At 63.6% G+C, this 18,920-nt stretch carries 17 protein-coding genes and 1 riboswitch; of the genes, 15 read left to right on the top strand and 2 right to left on the bottom strand.

The genetic code is table 11. The features are described from left to right. Window positions 1-23 precede the first annotated feature (23 nt). From AC07OJ_RS08995 to AC07OJ_RS08980, 4 genes are all read left to right on the top strand, one after another. Window positions 24-1,007 (top strand): Bug family tripartite tricarboxylate transporter substrate binding protein, encoded by a 984-nt coding sequence (locus AC07OJ_RS08995; protein ID WP_065899411.1) that lies wholly within the window; start codon window positions 24-26, stop codon window positions 1,005-1,007. A 129-nt stretch (window positions 1,008-1,136) separates the two neighbouring features. After that, complete coding sequence (locus AC07OJ_RS08990; RefSeq protein WP_065899412.1) at window positions 1,137-1,595, top strand: tripartite tricarboxylate transporter TctB family protein; 459 nt, start codon at window positions 1,137-1,139, stop codon at window positions 1,593-1,595. A 1-nt stretch (window position 1,596) separates the two neighbouring features. Then, a complete protein-coding gene (locus AC07OJ_RS08985; protein ID WP_065899413.1) occupies window positions 1,597-3,111 on the top strand; it encodes a tripartite tricarboxylate transporter permease in 1,515 nt (504 codons plus the stop codon). Further along, a complete protein-coding gene (locus tag AC07OJ_RS08980; protein ID WP_495006493.1) occupies window positions 3,104-4,132 on the top strand; it encodes an AbrB family transcriptional regulator in 1,029 nt (342 codons plus the stop codon). The genes AC07OJ_RS08985 and AC07OJ_RS08980 overlap by 8 nt, the downstream gene beginning before the upstream one ends. 100 nt (window positions 4,133-4,232) lie before the next feature. On the opposite strand, the gene ung is transcribed toward AC07OJ_RS08980, so the two are convergent. Next, window positions 4,233-4,925 carry a uracil-DNA glycosylase gene (ung, locus tag AC07OJ_RS08975; protein WP_065899415.1) on the bottom strand — a complete coding sequence of 231 codons (693 nt, stop codon included), beginning with the start codon at window positions 4,923-4,925 and terminating at the stop codon, window positions 4,233-4,235. A gap of 135 nt (window positions 4,926-5,060) precedes the next feature. Between ung and dspII the strand changes: the two genes are divergently transcribed. Beyond that, the gene (gene dspII / locus AC07OJ_RS08970) at window positions 5,061-6,173 is read left to right on the top strand and encodes an enoyl-CoA hydratase/isomerase DspII (RefSeq protein ID WP_495094407.1); all 1,113 of its coding nucleotides are present in this window, start codon (window positions 5,061-5,063) and stop codon (window positions 6,171-6,173) included. A 55-nt stretch (window positions 6,174-6,228) separates the two neighbouring features. Here dspII and AC07OJ_RS08965 read toward each other — a convergent pair whose 3' ends face one another. After that, window positions 6,229-6,594 carry a hypothetical protein gene (locus AC07OJ_RS08965; protein ID WP_083221300.1) on the bottom strand — a complete coding sequence of 122 codons (366 nt, stop codon included), beginning with the start codon at window positions 6,592-6,594 and terminating at the stop codon, window positions 6,229-6,231. A 316-nt stretch (window positions 6,595-6,910) separates the two neighbouring features. Here AC07OJ_RS08965 and AC07OJ_RS08960 point away from each other — a divergent pair, with 316 nt between their 5' ends. From AC07OJ_RS08960 to AC07OJ_RS08915, 10 genes are all read left to right on the top strand, one after another. After that, a complete protein-coding gene (locus AC07OJ_RS08960; protein WP_315416011.1) occupies window positions 6,911-8,533 on the top strand; it encodes a methyl-accepting chemotaxis protein in 1,623 nt (540 codons plus the stop codon). 167 nt (window positions 8,534-8,700) lie between these two features. Continuing rightward, window positions 8,701-8,802, top strand: a riboswitch (guanidine-I (ykkC/yxkD leader). A 59-nt stretch (window positions 8,803-8,861) separates the two neighbouring features. Beyond that, window positions 8,862-9,929: a putative urea ABC transporter substrate-binding protein gene (locus AC07OJ_RS08955; protein ID WP_495094406.1), complete on the top strand. Its 1,068-nt coding sequence runs from the start codon at window positions 8,862-8,864 to the stop codon at window positions 9,927-9,929. A 12-nt stretch (window positions 9,930-9,941) separates the two neighbouring features. Beyond that, on the top strand, window positions 9,942-10,757 hold the full coding sequence (locus tag AC07OJ_RS08950; protein WP_120447837.1) for an ABC transporter permease: 816 nt from the start codon (window positions 9,942-9,944) through the stop codon (window positions 10,755-10,757). Beyond that, window positions 10,754-11,518 (top strand): ABC transporter ATP-binding protein, encoded by a 765-nt coding sequence (locus AC07OJ_RS08945; RefSeq protein ID WP_065899420.1) that lies wholly within the window; start codon window positions 10,754-10,756, stop codon window positions 11,516-11,518. The genes AC07OJ_RS08950 and AC07OJ_RS08945 overlap by 4 nt, the downstream gene beginning before the upstream one ends. Next, the gene (locus AC07OJ_RS08940; RefSeq protein ID WP_495094405.1) at window positions 11,515-12,240 is read left to right on the top strand and encodes an urea amidolyase associated protein UAAP1; all 726 of its coding nucleotides are present in this window, start codon (window positions 11,515-11,517) and stop codon (window positions 12,238-12,240) included. Before AC07OJ_RS08945 ends, AC07OJ_RS08940 begins: the two co-directional genes overlap by 4 nt. A 9-nt stretch (window positions 12,241-12,249) precedes the next feature. Beyond that, on the top strand, window positions 12,250-12,879 hold the full coding sequence (locus AC07OJ_RS08935) for an urea amidolyase associated protein UAAP2 (RefSeq protein WP_495094404.1): 630 nt from the start codon (window positions 12,250-12,252) through the stop codon (window positions 12,877-12,879). Between the two features lie 239 nt (window positions 12,880-13,118). Next, a complete protein-coding gene (gene uca / locus AC07OJ_RS08930; protein ID WP_495094403.1) occupies window positions 13,119-16,736 on the top strand; it encodes an urea carboxylase in 3,618 nt (1,205 codons plus the stop codon). Window positions 16,737-16,783: 47 nt separating this feature from the next. Continuing rightward, on the top strand, window positions 16,784-16,990 hold the full coding sequence (locus AC07OJ_RS08925; protein ID WP_065899424.1) for a cysteine-rich CWC family protein: 207 nt from the start codon (window positions 16,784-16,786) through the stop codon (window positions 16,988-16,990). Further along, entirely contained in the window at window positions 16,980-17,672 is a 693-nt protein-coding gene (locus AC07OJ_RS08920; RefSeq protein WP_495094402.1) for a 16S rRNA pseudouridine(516) synthase, read from the top strand. Before AC07OJ_RS08925 ends, AC07OJ_RS08920 begins: the two co-directional genes overlap by 11 nt. A gap of 304 nt (window positions 17,673-17,976) precedes the next feature. After that, window positions 17,977-18,861, top strand: coding sequence for an alpha/beta fold hydrolase (locus tag AC07OJ_RS08915; RefSeq protein WP_106804873.1), 885 nt, complete (start codon window positions 17,977-17,979; stop codon window positions 18,859-18,861). Window positions 18,862-18,920: the final 59 nt, after the last annotated feature.

Here is an 18,920-nt window from a genome sequence, read left to right as displayed (position 1 = left end):
TAACAACAAAGACGGAGATCACCATGACCCCTTCACTGCGTAAATTGGCCCTCGCCGCCGGCTGCATGCTGTTCGCCGGCCAACTGCTGGCCGCCGACGAGCCCAAGCGCCCGGAATGCATCGCACCGGCCTCCCCTGGCGGCGGTTTTGACCTGACCTGCAAACTGGCGCAAAGCGCGCTGGTGAATGAAAAGCTGCTGAGCAAGCCGATGCGCGTGACCTACATGCCTGGCGGCGTGGGCGCGGTGGCCTACAACGCGGTGGTCGCGCAGCGCCCGGCGGACGCCGGCACCCTGGTGGCCTGGTCCAGTGGCTCGCTGCTGAACCTGGCCCAGGGCAAGTTCGGTCGCTTCGATGAGAGCGCCGTGCGCTGGCTGGCAGCGGTCGGCACCAGCTACGGGGCCATCGCGGTGAAAGCCGATTCGCCCTACAAGACCCTCGACGATCTGGTCAAAGCCCTGAAGAAAGATCCGGGCAGCGTCGTGATCGGCTCCGGCGGTACCGTCGGCAGCCAGGACTGGATGCAAACCGCGCTGATCGCCAAGGCCGCCGGGATCAACCCGCGTGAGCTGCGTTATGTGGCCCTCGAGGGCGGCGGTGAAATCGCCACCGCGCTGCTCGGTGGGCATATCCAGGTGGGCAGTACCGACATCTCCGACTCCATGCCGCACATTCTCAGCGGTGACATGCGCCTGCTCGCGGTGTTCTCCGAACAGCGCCTGGACGAGCCGGAAATGAAGAATATTCCGACCGCCAAGGAGCAAGGCTACGACATCGTCTGGCCGGTGGTGCGTGGGTTCTACCTCGGGCCGAAAGTCAGCGATGCCGACTACGCCTGGTGGAAAGATGCCTTCGACAAACTGCTGGCCTCCGACGAGTTCGCCAAGCTGCGTGACCAGCGCGAGCTGTTCCCGTTCGCCATGACCGGCCCGGAGCTGGACACCTACGTGAAGAAGCAGGTGGCTGACTACAAAGTGCTGGCCAAAGAGTTCGGCCTGATCCAGTAATCGCCCCTCTGTGGGAGCGGGCTTGCCCGCGAAAAACGTCAACGACGACGCGTGCTGCTGGACACATGCGGCGTCCGTGCATTTTTCGCGAGCAGTGTCGCGCCTGCAAAAGTGGCCCAGGAGTTTCCTATGCTCTTACAACGCATTTTCGCCTCGGTGATGTTGCTGGTCTGTGCCGGCCTCGCCTTGATGGCGTGGCCGTATCAGGCGGCATTTTCCTACGAGCCGGTCGGCCCTCGCGCCTACCCGCTGCTGATGCTCGGGCTGATGAGCCTGGGGCTGATCTACATGCTGTTTCGCCCACAGCCGACCAAGCACACCGAGGAAGAACCCGCGCTGGACCGCCAGACCCTGATCAAGATCGGCGTCTGCGTGGCCCTGCTGATTGTGTTTGCCGGCACCTTCGAACCACTGGGTTTCATCCTCAGCAGCATGCTGATCGGCATCCCCATGGCGCGCCTGTATGGCGGCCGCTGGTTGCCCAGCGTGGTGATCGTCAGCCTGATGGCCATTGGTCTTTATCTGCTGTTCGATAAAGCCATGGATGTTCCGCTGCCCCTCGGCCTGCTCGACGTTCTGGAGAACTGACATGGATACTTTTGGCTATTTGGGCCAGGGCTTCGGCGTTGCGCTGTCCCCCTACAACCTGGTGACCGCGCTGTGCGGCACCTTGATCGGCACCGTGGTCGGCCTGTTGCCGGGCTTGGGCCCGATCAACGGCGTGGCGTTGTTGATCCCGATCGCTTTCGCGCTGGGCCTGCCGCCGGAATCGGCGCTGATCCTGCTCGCCGCGGTGTACCTGGGTTGCGAATACGGCGGCCGCATCAGCTCGATCCTGCTGAACATCCCGGGCGAGGCGTCCACCGTGATGACCACCCTCGACGGCTACCCGATGGCCCGCAAAGGCCTGGCCGGTGTGGCACTGTCGCTGTCGGCATGGAGCTCGTTCATCGGCGCGTTTATCGCCACCTGCGGCATGGTGCTGTTTGCACCGCTGCTGGCCAAATGGGCGATTGCCTTCGGTCCGGCGGAATATTTCGTGCTGATGGTGTTCGCGATTGTCTGCCTGGGCGGCATGGCCGGCGACAAACCGCTGAAAACCTTCGTCGCGGCGCTGATCGGCCTGTTTCTCTCGGCAGTGGGCATTGACGCCAACAGCGGCGTCTACCGTTTTACCGGCGATAACATCCACCTGACCGACGGCATCCAGTTCGTCGTACTGGTGCTCGGCTTGTTCTCCATCAGCGAGATCCTGTTGCTGCTGGAAAAAACCCACCGTGGCCAGGAAGCGGTCAAGGCCACCGGACGGATGATGTTCAACCTGAAGGAAGCGTCTGCGGTGTTTGTAGTGAACATCCGTTGCGGCCTGCTCGGTTTCATCATGGGCGTACTGCCAGGTGCCGGCGCGACCTTGGCCTCGGCCGTGGCCTACATGACCGAGAAACGCCTGGCCGGTGCCAGCGGCAAGTTTGGCCAGGGCGACATGCGCGGCCTGGCCGCCCCGGAAACCGCGATCGGCGCTTCCGCCTGCGGCGCGCTGGTGCCGATGCTGACCCTGGGTGTGCCGGGTTCGGGCACCACGGCGGTGATGATCGGCGCCTTGTCGCTGTACAACATCACGCCGGGCCCGCTGCTGTTCCAACAGCAACCGGACATCGTCTGGGGCCTGATCGCCTCGTTGTTCATCGCCAACATCATGCTGGTGATCCTCAACATCCCGATGATCCGCATTTTCACGCGCATCCTCGCCGTGCCGAACTGGGCGCTGGTGCCGGTGATCGCGATCATCACCGCGATTGGTGTGTACGCGGTCCACGCCACCACCTTCGACCTGTTCCTGATGGTCGGCATCGGCATCTTCGGCTACATCCTGCGCAAGCTGGACTTCCCGCTGTCGCCGGTACTGTTGGGCTTTATCCTCGGTGGCCTGATGGAGCAGAACCTGCGCCGCGCGCTGTCGATCTCCAACGGTGCGCTGGACATCCTCTGGTCGAGCCCGATCACCTTCGGTGTGTGGGTACTGACGGCGCTGATGCTGGCCTTCCCATTGGTGCGCATCTACCGCAAACGTGCCCTGCAGCGTCGTGCCGTGGCTGATGTCTGAGGTCACCTTCAAACAATGGTGGGGAACACCGCTGGTCGGCCTGGCCGGCGGTTACCTGGCCAGCCTGGTTGGCTGGCCGTTGCCGTACATGGTCGGCTCGTTACTGGCGATCATCCTGGTGCGGTGCCTCACGCCGTGGCAATTGGCGGAAATTCCCGGCGGGCGCAAATGCGGCCAATGGGTGGTGGGGATCGGCATCGGCCTGCACTTCACCCCGGTGGTGATCGAGCAGGTGATGAGCCACTTCGGCCTGATCTTCTTCGGCGCGCTGGTCACCAGCCTGTCGAGCATCGTCGGCGTGTGGTTGATGCGCCGCAGTGGCGAAGACCGCGCCACCGCGTTTTTCTCGAGCATGCCGGGCGGCTCCGGAGAGATGGTCAACCTCGGCGCACGCAATGGCGCGGTACTCAGCCGGGTCGCGGCGGGGCAGAGTTTGCGCGTGCTGGTGGTGGTGCTGTGCGTGCCGGCAATCTTCAAGTACCTGCTTGAAGGCGGCGCGCCGCAGTTTCATCCGGCACCGGTCAGTTGGGCATGGCTGGCGTTGTTGTTTCCGCTCGGGGCGTTGGTAGCCTGGGGATGGCAACGCTTGCGCCAGCCAAACCCGTGGCTGTTCGGCCCGTTGCTGGTGAGTGCGACGGCCAGCGTGGTGTGGGACCTGCACATCGGCCTGCCGGACGGCGGCAGCCAGATGGGTCAATGGCTGATCGGCAGCGGCCTGGGTTGCCACTTCAACCGTCAGTTCTTTCGCCGCGCGCCGTCGTTCATGGGTCGCACCTTGATCGGCACGGCCCTGACCATGGCGCTGGCGACGTTGGCGGCAGTGGGCTTGAGCGCCTTGACCCATCTGGACCTGCGCTCGTTGACCCTGGGCATGATGCCCGGCGGCATTGCCGAAATGAGCCTAACGGCCGAGACCCTGCAACTGTCGGTGCCGTTGGTGACGGCAATGCAGGTGATGCGCTTGCTGTTTGTGCTGTTCCTGGCGGAGCCGCTGTTCCGGCACTGGAACCGCCGTGTCTAGGCGCCGGCTTGCCGAGGATGGCGCTGGCTCCATCGACAACTTGGTTGGCTGACACACTGCAATCGCCGGCAAGCCGGCGCCTGCAGTGGGATGGCGAGGGTTAGAGCGGTGGCAACCGCCATTCAATCGGCGTCTCGCCATTTTGCTCAAGAAACTTGTTGGTGCGGCTGAAATGCCCGCAGCCCAGAAACCCGCGATACGCCGACAACGGCGACGGGTGCACTGAGGTCAGCACCAAGTGCTTGGTGGCATCCACCAGCTTCTGCTTGCCCTGGGCATGCGCGCCCCACAGCAGGAACACCAAGTGCGGCTGGTGTTCGCTGACCACTTCGATAATCCGATCGGTAAAGAACTGCCAGCCCTTGCCCGCATGCGCATTGGCGTTGGCGCGCTCCACCGTCATGGTAGTGTTGAGCAGCAACACGCCCTGGTCGGCCCAGCTCTGCAGGCAGCCGTGATTGGGGATGTCGATGTTCAGGTCGCGCTTGAGCTCTTTGTAGATATTGACCAACGACGGTGGCGTCGGCACGCCCGGCTGCACCGAGAAGCACAAACCATGAGCCTGGCCGGGACCGTGGTACGGGTCCTGGCCGAGGATCACCACCTTGACCTTGTCCAGCGGGGTTGAATTGAGCGCGTTGAAAATCAGCGGGCCGGGTGGATAGATCTCTTTGCCGGCGGCATGTTCCTGGCGCAGGAACTCGCGCAACTCGGCCATGTAGGGCTTCTCGAACTCATCGCGCAGGGCGTGTTTCCAGCTGGGTTCGAGTTTGATACGGTCGCCTTCGGTCATGGTGTGGTCGTCGCCTGAAAAAGAATGGGCGAACCCTAGGAAAGCCGACCCCGCTTGTCAATTGATCTGACACACCATCGGCACTTTCCCACGAAGCGATCATACTGAACCTTCACTTTCTCGATTGAGGTCACGATGAACCTGCACTTCGAAGAGCTGACCGGCAGCGACGGTGCCCGCATCGGCATCGCCAGCCTGGACGCTGAAAAGTCCCTCAACGCCCTCTCCCTGCCAATGATCCTGGCCCTGGCCGACCGCCTGGATGCCTGGGCCAAAGACCCGAACATCGTCTGCGTACTGCTGCGCGGCAACGGCCCCAAGGCTTTTTGCGCCGGTGGCGAGGTGCGCAGCCTGGCCCTGGCCTGCCGTGAACATCCAGGAGAAGTGCCGGCCCTGGCTGCGCAGTTCTTCGCGGCGGAATATCGCCTCGACTACCGCCTGCACACCTACCCCAAACCGTTGATCTGCTGGGGCCACGGCTACGTGCTGGGCGGCGGCATGGGCCTGCTGCAGAGCGCGGCGGTGCGCATCGTCACGCCGAGCAGCCGCCTGGCCATGCCCGAGATCAGCATCGGCCTGTACCCGGATGTGGGCGCCAGTTGGTTCCTGTCGCGCCTGCCGGGCAAACTCGGCCTGTTCCTGGGCCTCACCGGCGCGCACATCAATGGTCGTGATGCCCTCGACCTGGGCCTGGCCGACCGTTTCCTGCGCGACGACCAACAGGACGAACTGCTCGATGGCCTGCTGCAATTGAACTGGCAGGAACAAACCTCGATGCAACTCAACAGCCTGCTCAAGGCCCTGGCCCAGGAAGCCGTCGACCAGCAACCCGAAGCCCAATGGCTGCCGCGCCGGGCACAGATCGATGCATGGCTGGATGTCGGCGATGTGCGCTGTGCCTGGCGCGCCTTGAGCCTGTTGCGCGAGCACGCCGACCCGCTGTTCAGCCGCGCCGGCAAGACCTTGAGCGAAGGCTGCCCGCTGACCGCGCACCTGGTGTGGGAACAGATCCAGCATGCTCGCCATCTGTCGCTGGCCGAGGTGTTCCAGATGGAATACACCCTGAGCCTCAATTGCTGCCGTCATCCGGAGTTCAGCGAAGGGGTGCGCGCGCGGTTGATCGACAAGGACCAGACACCCCACTGGCATTGGCCGGACATCAACACGATCCCCGACGCCGTGGTGCAGGCGCATTTCAACAAGGCCTGGGAAGGCCGGCACCCGCTGGCAGATCTGTCGGATTACTGAGGGTTTACAGGCATAAAAAAACGGCGCTTCCTGCGCCGTTTGCGTATTTGATCGATCAACGGTGACCGCCACGGCCGCCGCCGTGATCACCTCCACGTCCATGCCCGCCATTACCGCCGTGATCACCCCAGCCCTGGTTCGGGTAAGGCCGGTAGCCCGCCCTCGGGCCTGCCGGGTAGTAGCGAGGCGCCGGCGCGTAATAGCGCGGTGCCGAGTAATAACGCGGTGGAGGGGCGTAGTAACGCGGTGCGGGGTAGTAGTCACGACGGTATTGGTACGTCGGGCCACCGCCGTAGTAATACACCGGCGCCGGTGCGGTGTAGACCTCGGAGCGGTAATAGCTCTGGCCTCCATCGTAGTAAGGCACACATGCAGAAAGCGTAAGACCGAGTAACGCACTGAGTAGCAATCGTCGATACATGGCGGCCTCCTGGACCGCGGAAGAGCTCCTCCAGCGACGCTGGAGGGCGGCATTCATCTTTCAACGAATGACGAAATATCTGACATCAAAAACAGAATCTGGTGCGTTCTGGTAACAACTTGATACATCAATGTCGGGTGCTTGAAGGGCCGTATGGCTGCATGGGGAGAACGTGTTTAGTCTGCTCGAAGCTTTAACGATTCAGTAAATTTATCTGGCTCGAAACTTTGTCGATTGCGATGATGTCACTATGACATCGCACAACGCCAGGAAGGCTCTACTGTGCGCCCTTCGCCAACATCTGCGGATTCGAGCCATGAAAATTTCCACCAAGCTGCTGCTGTCATTTCTACTGTGCGCGCTGGTCACCCTCGGGGTCGGCCTGCTGGGGATCAAAGGCGTAGTGCGACTGGCGAGTGCGCTGGAGCTGACGTTCTCCAATAATCTGGTCTCCGTCAGCAACACGGCCGCCACCCTCAATGGCCTGGTTGCGCATAACCGTGGTTTGTACCGCCTGCTGGACGCCAGCAAGGGCGACGTCGCCGCGCAGGACCGCAACCGTGTGCGCGACGACATCAGCAACGAACTCAAGCGCAGCCAGGCCGCCTACGCCACGTACCGCGCCACGCCGCTGGAGGATGACGAACGCGCGGCAGGCGACAAGCTCGACCAGCTCTGGCCGACCTATGTCAGCAACTCCGAACGCATCATCGCCATGCTCGATGGCGGCCAGGTCGACCAGGCCCGTGCGCAGCTCAACAGCAGCAACAATGAACTGTTCCGCCAGGCCCGCGACCTGATCCGCGTGATGATCGACTCCAACAACCGCCAGATCCAGGAAGGCGCCGTCGCCGCCGATGAACTGCGCAGCAGTGCGTTGACCTGGATGATTGCCGGCATCGTGCTGGCCTTTATCATTGCGATCATCATTGGCGTGCTGATCACGCGGCTGATCACCCGTCCCATCGCCCAGGCGGTAGAAAGTGCGCAACGCATTGCCAAGGGCGACCTGACCCAAGCCATCCTCACCGAGCGCACCGACGAAGCCGGGCAACTGCTGATGGCACTCGCCGATATGCAGGGTGGCCTGAAAAGTACCCTGGTGGAAATCGCCAACGCCGCCGACCAGCTCGCCTCGGCTGCCGAGGAACTGAGCGCGGTCACCGACGAAAGCAGCCGCGGCCTGACGCGCCAGAACGACGAAATCCAGCAAGCCGCCACCGCCGTGAATCAGATGACGACGGCAGTCGACGAAGTGGCCAGCAACGCGGTGTCGACTTCAGAAGCCTCGCGCCAGGCCACCACCGAGGCTGAAGATGGCCGCCAGCAGGTCGAGCAGGCCGTGTCCGGCATGTCATCGATGGTCGACGAGATCAACGACTCCACCCAATCGGTGGCCGACCTCGCCGGCCAGGTGCGCGAGATCGGCAAGGTCATCGATGTGATCCGCGGCATCGCCGACCAGACCAACCTGCTGGCCCTGAATGCCGCCATCGAGGCCGCCCGCGCGGGTGAACAAGGTCGCGGTTTTGCGGTGGTCGCCGATGAGGTCCGCGCGCTGGCCCATCGCACCCAGACCTCGACCGTGGACATCGAAAAGATGATTGGCGAAGTGCAAGTCGGCGCCGATGACGCGGTGGCCGCGATGAACAAAAGCCTGACCTGGGCCAACAATACCCAGGCCCTGGCGCAGAACGCCGGCGACGCGCTGCAGCGGATTACCGCGAGTGTGGCGATGATCAACGAGCGCAACCTGGTGATCGCCTCGGCTTCCGAGGAGCAGGCCCAGGTGGCCCGCGAAGTCGACCGCAACCTGCTCAACATCCAGGACCTGTCGACCCAGACTGCCGCCGGCGCGCACCAGACCAACGCCTCCAGCCAGGACCTGTCACGCCTGGCCACTTCGTTCAACGTGCTGGTCAGCAAGTTCCAGCTGTAAGCGCCTCATTGCAGTGCGCCGACGCACCCGCGTGGCGCACGCTGCCTTTGCCTTTACCCTCCCTCCTCGCCGGGCCGCCTGCACAGCCAGGCCCCGGCGCACTTGGCACGAACCTCGCTTTGCATCTGCCGTGCAGGATTCATCACAGGTTCGCGGCACCACAATTTGCAATGGCCGACTAGGGTTCCGGCTCGCCACAAGCGAGTGGCTGGTCCGAGAGTTGGCGACCTCCAGTTGAGGTTACACGGCGGGATAAAAGCCCGGGAGACAAGCCACCGTTCGCGGTGCCGCGTTGCTCCTGCTCGCCCTTGATCAACTGGAGAAGCCCATGCCCTCAATCCGTTTACCCGCCCTCCTCGCCGCCGCGTTTGCCGCCGTGCTGAGCCTGCCTGCCCAGGCCGCTACCAAAGACCACTTCAGCGTCTGCTGGACGATCTACGCCGGCTGGATGCCCTGGGAGTATGCCGGCAGCCAAGGCATCCTCGACAAATGGGCAAAGAAGTACGGCATCAGCATCGACATGGTCCAGCTCAATGACTACGTCGAATCCATCAACCAGTACACCGCCGGCCAGTTCGATGGCTGCACCATGACCAACATGGACGCGCTGACCATCCCCGCCGCCAGTGGCGTAGACAGCACCGCGCTGGTGGTCAGCGATTTCTCCAACGGCAACGACGGGGTGATCATCAAGGGCACGGGCAAGACCGTGGCCGATCTCAAGGGCATGAACGTCAACCTGGTGGAACTCTCGGTGTCCCACTACCTGCTGGCCCGTGCGCTGGAATCGGCAGACCTGACTGAAAAAGACCTGAAGGTGGTCAACACCTCCGACGCCGATATCGCTGCCGCCTTCAACACCGATCAGGTGCAGGCCGTCACTACCTGGAATCCGATGCTCTCGGAGATCAAGGCCAAGCCCGGCGTGAGCGAAGTGTTCGACTCGAGCAAAGTGCCCGGCGAAATCATGGACATGATGGTGGTCAACACCCAGACCCTCAAGGACAACCCCAAGCTCGGCAAGGCGCTGACGGGCGCCTGGTTTGAAGTGGTCGCACTGATGAACGCCAAGGGCGCCGCCAGCACCGAGGCCCTGGAACATATGGCCAAGGCTTCCGGCACCGACCTCAAGGGTTTCCAGGCACAACTGGACACCACCAAGCTGTTTGCCACACCCAAGGAAGCCCTGGCGTTCGCCACCAGCGCGCAGCTGCCGGCGACCATGCGCAAGGTCGCCGAGTTCTCGTTTGAACACGGTTTGCTCGGCGAAGGCGCCAAGGACACCAGCGCCGTGGGCATGAGCTTCGCCAACGGCGTGACCAGCGGCGACACCGCCAACCTCAAGCTGCATTTCGACCCCAGCTACGTGCAGATGGCCGCCGACGGCAAGCTGTAAGAGGACCTGGCCATGCGCCTGATCAACCGTCATCCGGAACGCTCCAGCCGCCTGTTGTTGGTGATACTGCCGTTCGCCCTGCTGCTGTTCGCCTACTTCGTGGGCTCGGCCGAGCGCCTGGCGGAAAATCCCAACGACAAGCTGCTGCCCAGCGCCGCGCAAATGAGCGACGCGGTGAAACGCCTGGCGTTCAGCGCCGACGCGCGCACCGGGGAATACGTGCTCTGGCAAGACAGCGCATCGAGCCTGCGCCGCCTGGCCATCGGCTTGGGAATAAGCGCCCTCGCCGGCCTGTGCCTGGGCATCGCCGCTGGCACGCTGCCGCTGTTTGGCGCGCCGTTGTCGCCGCTGCTCACGGTGCTGTCGATGGTGCCGCCGCTGGCGATCCTGCCGATTCTGTTCATCGTGTTCGGGCTCGGGGAATTGTCCAAGGTGATGCTGATCGTGATCGGCATCACCCCGGCCCTGGCCCGTGACCTGGAGCAACGCGCGCGCGAGATTCCGGTCGAGCTGCTGGTCAAGGCGCAGACCCTCGGCGCCTCTACCTGGACCCTGATGCTGCGCGTGGTACTCCCGCAATTGCTGCCGCGCCTGCTGATCTCCCTGCGCTTGATGTTGGGCTCGGCCTGGCTGTTCCTGATTGCCGCCGAAGCCATCGCCTCCACCGATGGCCTGGGCTACCGCATCTTCCTGGTACGCCGCTACCTGGCGATGGACGTGATCCTGCCATACGTGGTGTGGATCACCCTGCTGGCCTGGCTGATGGACTGGGGCCTCAAGGCCCTGACCCGACGCGCGTTCCCCTGGTACGAAGGAGCGCGGGCATGAGCTTTATCAGCGTCAACAATGTGTGGCAGCGCTATGGCGACCAGGTGGTGCTCGAAGGCCTCAACCTGCACGTGGCCGAGGGCGAGTTCTGCACGCTGGTAGGCACCTCGGGGTGCGGTAAATCGACCTTCCTGCGCCTGCTGTTGGGCCAGGAAACCGCGAGCAAAGGCCAGATCCTGCTGGACGGCCAACCGCTCGCTGCCGAGCCGGATGCCAGCCGTGGCGTGGTGTTCCAGCGCTACTCGGTGTTCCCGCATCTGAGCGTGCTCGACAACGTCGCCCTGGGCCTGGAACTGCCGCGTTCAGCACTGCTCGGCCGATTGTTCGGCAAGGCCAGGCAGCAGGCTCGCGAACAGGCGGGTGCACTGCTGCACAAGGTCGGCCTCGGCCATGCGCTGGACAAATACCCGGCGCAGCTCTCCGGCGGCATGCAACAACGCCTGGCCATCGCCCAGGCGCTGATCATGCAGCCGCGCGTATTGCTGCTGGATGAACCCTTCGGCGCCCTCGACCCAGGCATTCGCAAAGACATGCACCAGTTGCTGCTGGAACTGTGGCGCGAAACCCGCCTGACGGTGTTCATGGTCACCCACGACCTGAGCGAAGGCTTCAGCCTCGGCACGCGCCTGCTGGTGTTCGACAAAGTGCGCGTCGACCCCCACGCCCCCGGCGCCTATGGCGCCCGTATCACCTACGACATCCCTTTGAACAGCGAGCGTCGCAAGGCGCTCGCCGCCGAACTTGGAGCTCTTTCCAAATGACTGATTCCAACCCGCTGTTCCCGCCGTTCGCCGAGGAAATGCTACCCGGTGGTGGTCACCGTTCGTTCGTGCTCAAGCGCGGTCAACTGCTGCGTCTCACGGATATTCGCGGCGGCGCCAACGTCAGCCTGACCCTGCTCAACGCCAACGAAAAAACCGAGCGCCTGAACCTGCCCGACAGCCTCAAATGCCAGCACACCGCCAAGCTCACCACCGGCCATTGCCTGTACTCGGACATGGGCCGCGTACTGGCGGCCATCACCGCTGACACTTGCGGCTGGAGCGACAGCATTGGCGGCGTGTTGTGCGCCGCCGAAGTCGCCGAGAAGTACGGCCAGGGCCGCTATCAGGAACTGCGCAACGGCTTTTTCCGCAACGGCACCGACAACCTGCTGGTGGAGTTGGGCAAGTGGGGCCTGGGCCTGTCCGACCTGCTGATGACCCTCAACCTGTTCAGCCGCGTCAGCGTGGATGCCGACGGCGGCCTGCACTTCGTGCCGGGCAACTCCAAGGCCGGCGACTACATCGAACTCTACACCCCGATGGACACCCTGGTGGTGCTCACCGCGCTGCAACACCCGATGGACCCCAACCCTGACTACGCCCCACAACCACTGAAACTGAGCTGGATGAACGCCGACCCCAGCGTCGCCGAACACTGCCGCACTTCGCGCCCGGAAAACGCGCGCGGCTTTATCAACACCGACCGCCTGTTCGCCTGAGGAGCTGCCATGTCTATCGCACTGAAACAACCGGATGCAGCGGTATACCGCGCCACCATCCCCGCCGGCGAGCCGTGGCTGATGGAGGTCAAGGCCGGGCAGACCCTGCGCATCCTCGATCTTGAGGGCAACCAGGCCGTCGACACGCTGTTCTACAGCCTCAAGAACCCACGTGAGCGCTACGACGTGCAACGCACCTTGCGTCGCCAGAACAGCGTGTACCTGGGCACCGGCAGCGTGTTGTATTCCAACCTCGGCCAGCCGATGCTGACCATCGTCGAAGACACCTGCGGGCGCCACGACACCCTCGGCGGCGCCTGCGCCCAGGAGAGCAACACCGTGCGCTACGCCCTGGAAAAACGCTACATGCACAGCTGCCGCGACAACTACCTGCGCGCCTGCGCCCACGATGGCCGGCTGGGCAAAAGCGACATCGGGCCGAACATCAATTTCTTCATGAACGTGCCGGTAACCGCCGACGGCGAGCTGACCTTCGAAGACGGGATTTCCGCCCCTGGCAAGTACGTCGACCTGCGCGCGGAGATGGACGTGATCGTGTTGATCTCCAACTGTCCGCAACTGAACAACCCGTGCAACGCCTACAACCCCACCCCTGCGGAGCTGCTGGTATGGAATTGAAAATGAGCCGGTTGCGTCAATGGTTGTTTGCCCTGTGCCAGGCCCGCGCCGGGCAGTGCCTCCACAAACGCTGAAGATCAAATGTGGGAGCGGGCTTGCTCGCGAAGGCGGTGTGTCAGCGATACATAGATTGACTGAAACACCGCATTCGCGAGCAAGCCCGCTCCCACACTGACCGCATGCATTTCGGACGACCGAAGTGCTCCCTCACTTTGCGGGACGGCCCGCAGGGTTTTGCCATGTTCGAAAAACTGTTGATCGCCAACCGTGGCGCCATCGCCTGCCGCATCCTGCGCACCTTGCGCGAACTGCAGGTCAAGGGCGTCGCCATCTATGCCGAAGCCGATGCGGCGAGCCTGCATATCCAACACGCCGACGAGGCCTACAGCCTCGGTGAAGGCGCCGCCGCCACGACCTACCTGGCTGTGGAAAAAATCCTCGCGACCGCCAAGGCCTGCGGTGCCAGGGCGATTCATCCGGGCTACGGGTTCCTGTCGGAAAACGCCGCCTTTGCCCAAGCCTGTGAACACGCAGGCATTGCGTTTGTCGGGCCGACGCCCGAACAGTTGCGCGTGTTCGGTCTCAAGCACACTGCCCGCGCCCTGGCCAGGCAACAGCACATTCCGCTGCTGGAAGGCACCGAGCTGCTCGACAGCCTCGACGCTGCGTTGCGGGCCGCCGACACCGTCGGCTACCCGGTGATGCTGAAAAGTACCGCCGGCGGCGGCGGGATTGGCATGCGCGTGTGCCGCAGCGCGGCGCAGTTGAGCGAGTCGTTCGAGGCGGTCAAGCGCCTGGGCCAGAACAATTTCAGCGACGCCGGTGTGTTTATCGAGAAGTACATCGAGCACGCGCGTCACCTTGAAGTGCAGGTGTTCGGCGACGGCGCAGGTGACGTGATCGCCCTCGGCGTGCGCGACTGTTCCGTGCAGCGGCGCAACCAGAAAGTCCTCGAGGAAACCCCGGCGCCGAATCTGCCCGAAGGCATGGCCGAGGCCTTGTGTGCAGCCGCCATCACCCTCGCCAAGGCAGTGAATTACCGCAGCGCCGGCACCGTGGAATTTATCTTTGATAGCGCCGACGGGCGCTTCTACTTCCTTGAAGTGAACACGCGCCTGCAAGTGGAACACGGCGTCACCGAGCAGGTGTGGGGCGTGGACCTGGTGCGCTGGATGGTGCAACTGGCGGCGGGTGAACTGCCGCCGCTGGCTGAGTTGGACGTAAAACCTCGGGGCCATGCGATCCAGGCGCGGCTGTACGCCGAGGACCCCGGCCGCGACTTCCAGCCGAGCCCAGGGCTGTTGACCTGTGTGGACTTCCCCGCAGGCGAAGGCCTGCGCATCGACACGTGGGTCGAGGCCGGGTGTGAGATCCCGCCGTACTTCGACCCGATGATCGCCAAGCTGATCGCCTGGGCCCCGACCCGCGAACAGGCGCGCCTGGACCTGCACCAGGCCTTGAGCGACAGCCAACTGTATGGGGTGGAAACCAACCGCGACTACCTGCGCCAGATTCTGCTCGCCGCCCCCTTCGCCAGCGGTCGGCCCTGGACGCGTTGCCTGGAAGATCTGGTCTACGTCGCCAACACCTTCGAGGTGCTCAGCGCCGGCACGCAAACCAGCGTGCAGGACTATCCCGGCCGCCTCGGTTACTGGGCCGTGGGCGTGCCGCCGTCAGGGCCGATGGACAGCCGCGCGCTGCGCAGGGGCAATCGCCTGCTGGGCAATGACGACGGCGCCGCCGCGCTGGAAATCACCATGAGCGGGCCGCTGCTGCGCTTCAACTGTGCGGCGGTGGTCGCGGTGACCGGCGCGGACATTCCATTGTTGTTGAATGAGCAGCCGGTGCCGATGAACACCGCGCTGCTGATCGAGGCCGGCGCGATGTTGAGCCTTGGCACCATCGCCGGCGCCGGCGCGCGCAGCTACCTGTGCCTGCGCGGCGGGCTGCAAGTACCGGACTACCTGGGCAGTAAAAGTACCTTCACCCTCGGCCAGTTCGGCGGCCATGGTGGACGGGCGTTGCGCGCCGGGGATGTGTTGCACCTGGCGCCGCTGCTGGACGCGAGTGCCGGCCAGCAGTGCCTCGCCGAACCGCTGCCACAGGTGCGCACGCTGCGAGTGATTTATGGCCCCCACGGCGCGCCGGAATATTTCCTGCCGGAGTACATCGACACCTTCTTTGCCACGCCGTGGGAAGTGCATTTCAACTCCAGCCGTACCGGCGTGCGATTGATCGGGCCCAAGCCATCGTGGGCACGCACGGACGGCGGGGAGGCGGGGCTGCATCCGTCGAATATCCACGACAATCCCTATGCCATTGGCGCGGTGGATTTTACCGGCGACATGCCGGTGATCCTCGGCCCGGATGGCCCGAGCCTCGGCGGTTTCGTCTGCCCGGTGACAGTGATCGAGGCGGACCTGTGGCAGCTGGGGCAGCTCAAGGCCGGCGACAAGGTGCGCTTCGAGCCGGTCGACCTCAAAACCGCCCGTGAACTGGCCATGAAAGAGAACCGCGTCTGCAGGAGCAAGTTTGCCAGCGATGCCGACAACTCGGTGCTTCAGGCCGACCAAGGCGCCGCCATCGTCGGCACGCCGGGCGCCTACACGTCGCCGGTGGTGCTGGATATCGGCGAGGGCGACACCCGCCTGGTCGCCCGCCTCGCAGGCGACACCCATCTGCTGCTGGAAATCGGCGCCGCCGAGTTGGACCTGGTCCTGCGTTTTCGCGGCCACGCCCTGATGCAAGCCTTCGAAGCCCGTGCGCTGCACGGCGTCATCGACCTGACGCCGGGCATCCGCGCCCTGCAGATCCACTACCAGCCCGAACAACTGCCCCTGGCGGATCTGCTGGCACTGATCGCCAGCGAGTGGAGCGCCGTGTGCGCCCGGCAAAACCTGCAGGTGCCGTCGCGCATCGTGCACTTGCCGTTGTCCTGGGACGACCCGGCGTGCCAACTGGCCATCGAAAAATACATGACCACCGTGCGCAAGGACGCGCCCTGGTGCCCGAGCAACCTGGAGTTCATCCGCCGTATCAACGACCTGGCCAACCTCGATGAAGTGCGCCACACCGTGTTCGAGGCGAGCTACCTGGTCATGGGCCTGGGCGACGTCTACCTCGGCGCACCGGTGGCCACGCCGCTCGACCCGCGCCACCGGCTGGTGACCACCAAGTACAACCCGGCGCGCACCTGGACCGCCGAGAACTCGGTGGGCATCGGCGGCGCCTACTTGTGCGTGTACGGCATGGAAGGCCCCGGCGGTTATCAGTTCGTCGGGCGCACGTTGCAGATGTGGAACCGCTATCGCGAAGTGGCGGCGTTCGATGGCAAGCCATGGCTGCTGCGGTTTTTCGACCAGATTCGCTTCTACCCGGTGAGCGCGCAGGAACTGCTGCAGATTCGGCGGGACTTTCCCCTGGGGCGTTTTGAGCTGAGCATCGAAGACAGCACGTTGAACCTGGCGGATTACCAGGCATTTCTCGCGCGGGAAGCACCCACGATCGATGCCTTTCGTGAGCACCAGCAGCACGCTTTCAACGCCGAGCGCGAACGCTGGATCGCCAGCGGCCAAGCGCATTTCGACAGTGAAGAGTCAGCGCCGCCGCTGGCGCAGGACACGCCGCTGCAAGCCAATGAGTACAGCATCGACAGCCATATCGCCGGCAATCTCTGGCAAGTCCAGGTGAGCTCGGGTGAGCGCGTGGCGGCCGGCGATGTGCTGGTGGTCCTGGAGTCGATGAAAATGGAGATCCCGGTGCTGGCGCCGTTTGCCGGGGTGGTGCGCAAGATTCCGGTGCAGCCGGGCAGCAGTATCGGCGCCGGCCAGCGGGTCGTCGTGCTGGAACGCGACTGAACGGCGCTGTATCGTGCAGGGACTTCCGAGGCCCTGCCCGACCGACCATGACCACGCCAACCCTTTGCCCTGCCTGCGGTGCCCGCAACGACTGCACCCTGGCCGACCCACGTACAGCCGATCAGCCTTGCTGGTGCTATAGCGTCACCATCGACCCGGCGATACTTGAAGCGCTGCCCGATGAACTGCGCAACAAGGCCTGCCTGTGCCCGCGGTGCGCGCAGGTCGATGAACAGATTCGCCATGCGCGTTGACCGTTTCCTCAGCAATCTGCCGCGTTTCAATCGCCAGCAGGTGCGGGTGTTGCTGGTCGAGCGGCGTATCAGCGTTGATGGTGTCGCCGTCAGTGATCCTCACCATGAAGTACGCGAATTCAGCCGCGTCTGCGTGGATGCTGAAGTGTTGCAGGCGGGCCGCGCGGCGCGTTACTTCATGCTGCACAAACCCCAGGGGTGCGTGAGCGCTACCGCTGACCCGCAACACCGCACGGTCCTGGACCTGTTGGATGAGCCGGACAAAGACGAGCTGCACATCGCCGGTCGTCTGGATTTCAACACCACGGGCCTGATGCTGATCACCAACGATGGCCAGTGGTCACGGCGCCTGACGCAACCGCAGACCAAGCTGCCCAAGGTCTATCTCGTGCAGACCGAGCAGGACATCGGCCCGCACTACGCGGCTACCTTTACGGCGGGCGTGTATTTCGCGTTTGAAGACCTGACCACGCAACCCGCCGATCTGCAGTTGCTGGGGCCCAGGACCGCACGCCTGAGCATCATCGAAGGCCGCTATCACCAGGTGAAGCGCATGTTCGGGCATTTCAACAACAAAGTGACGGGCTTGCACCGGGAGCGGATGGGCCCGTTGGTGTTGGACCTGAGCCTGGCGCCGGGCGAGTATCGGGCGCTGTCCGAGGAAGAAATCCGACAGGTCTGACGACCGTTCAGCCGGTGATGGCAAAAAACCTGTCTGCCGGCTTGCGAGCTGGCCACTCGACTGCTTGAATCAAACCGTCAGCCAAATTATGACTGGCGAGTCGCCTATAACCTCCAAGAAACACCTTGCCCCGCCCGCGCTTGATCTACGGGCCTCCCAGGCAAACAGCCCGCCATAACAACACCCGTCGGCCAACCGTCATCGGATCGACATGGGCCCTCATTTTCCAGGCGTATGCCTACCTGTCACAAAGCTCGTGCAGAGTGATCTGCGCGCCCTACCCGCTTGCCAGGAGTCTTACGACATGAGGCCAGAAATCGCTGTGCTGGATATACAGGGTCAGTATCGGGTTTACACGGAGTTCTATCGCGCGGACGCTGCTGAAAAGACCATCATCCTGGTCAACGGCTCCATGGCCACCACGGCATCCTTCGCCCAAACCGTGAAAAGCCTGTACCCGCAATTCAATGTGGTTTTGTACGACCAGCCCTACGCCGGTCGCTCCAAGATCCATAATCGCCATGAGCACATGCTGACCAAAGAAGTCGAAGGCCAGATCCTGCTGGAACTGATCGACCACTTCGCGGCCGAGCACGTGCTGTCCTTTTCCTGGGGCGGCGCCGCGACCCTGGTCGCCCTCGCCCACCGCCCGCGCCGTGTGGAAAAGGCCGTGATCAGCTCGTTCTCCCCGGTGATCAACGCGCCGATGCGCGACTATCTAGAGCGTGGTGTCGACTACCTCGGCAACCTCGATCGCCATAGCGTCGGCCACCTGGTCAACAGCACCATCGGCAAACACTTGCCGTCCCTGTTCAAGCGTTTCAACTACAAGCATGTGAGCAGCCTGGCCGAGCACGAGTACGGGCAGATGCATTTTCACATCAGCCAGGTGCTGCACAGTGACCGCCTGTGCTACCTCAAGGCCGCACGGCAGATCGACGTACCGGTGCTGTTCTTGAACGGCGAGTGGGACGAATACACCAGCGCCGACGACGCCAGGCAGTTCGGGCAGTACGTGACGAACAGCAGCTTCAGCACCATCCAGGCGACCGGGCACTTCCTGGACATGGAGCACAAGGCGGCGTGCCGGGACAGTCGTGCGGCGGTGGTGGGTTTTCTCAAACCCGAGCGGCAGGTCAACCGATTGCGCTATCACCAAGGCCAGACCCAGCATGCCTTCGCCATCTGAAACACGCTCGCCAGCGTGCCTAGGCACTGGCTTGCCCGCGATAGCCTGACCTCCAAGGT

This window comes from Pseudomonas sp. GW821-FHT09C08 (assembly GCF_059418125.1).
The sequence above is the reverse complement of the archived record's forward strand: the minus strand, read 5'-3'. Positions and strand labels throughout refer to the sequence as shown.

Coding starts and splice junctions, on each gene's coding strand:
- AC07OJ_RS08995 (WP_065899411.1), top strand. CDS start 24: ATGACCCCTTCACTGCGTAAATTGGCCCTCGCCGCCGGCTGCATGCTG.
- AC07OJ_RS08990 (WP_065899412.1), top strand. CDS start 1,137: ATGCTCTTACAACGCATTTTCGCCTCGGTGATGTTGCTGGTCTGTGCC.
- AC07OJ_RS08985 (WP_065899413.1), top strand. CDS start 1,597: ATGGATACTTTTGGCTATTTGGGCCAGGGCTTCGGCGTTGCGCTGTCC.
- AC07OJ_RS08980 (WP_495006493.1), top strand. CDS start 3,104: ATGTCTGAGGTCACCTTCAAACAATGGTGGGGAACACCGCTGGTCGGC.
- ung (WP_065899415.1), bottom strand. CDS start 4,925: ATGACCGAAGGCGACCGTATCAAACTCGAACCCAGCTGGAAACACGCC.
- dspII (WP_495094407.1), top strand. CDS start 5,061: ATGAACCTGCACTTCGAAGAGCTGACCGGCAGCGACGGTGCCCGCATC.
- AC07OJ_RS08965 (WP_083221300.1), bottom strand. CDS start 6,594: ATGTATCGACGATTGCTACTCAGTGCGTTACTCGGTCTTACGCTTTCT.
- AC07OJ_RS08960 (WP_315416011.1), top strand. CDS start 6,911: ATGAAAATTTCCACCAAGCTGCTGCTGTCATTTCTACTGTGCGCGCTG.
- AC07OJ_RS08955 (WP_495094406.1), top strand. CDS start 8,862: ATGCCCTCAATCCGTTTACCCGCCCTCCTCGCCGCCGCGTTTGCCGCC.
- AC07OJ_RS08950 (WP_120447837.1), top strand. CDS start 9,942: ATGCGCCTGATCAACCGTCATCCGGAACGCTCCAGCCGCCTGTTGTTG.
- AC07OJ_RS08945 (WP_065899420.1), top strand. CDS start 10,754: ATGAGCTTTATCAGCGTCAACAATGTGTGGCAGCGCTATGGCGACCAG.
- AC07OJ_RS08940 (WP_495094405.1), top strand. CDS start 11,515: ATGACTGATTCCAACCCGCTGTTCCCGCCGTTCGCCGAGGAAATGCTA.
- AC07OJ_RS08935 (WP_495094404.1), top strand. CDS start 12,250: ATGTCTATCGCACTGAAACAACCGGATGCAGCGGTATACCGCGCCACC.
- uca (WP_495094403.1), top strand. CDS start 13,119: ATGTTCGAAAAACTGTTGATCGCCAACCGTGGCGCCATCGCCTGCCGC.
- AC07OJ_RS08925 (WP_065899424.1), top strand. CDS start 16,784: ATGACCACGCCAACCCTTTGCCCTGCCTGCGGTGCCCGCAACGACTGC.
- AC07OJ_RS08920 (WP_495094402.1), top strand. CDS start 16,980: ATGCGCGTTGACCGTTTCCTCAGCAATCTGCCGCGTTTCAATCGCCAG.
- AC07OJ_RS08915 (WP_106804873.1), top strand. CDS start 17,977: ATGAGGCCAGAAATCGCTGTGCTGGATATACAGGGTCAGTATCGGGTT.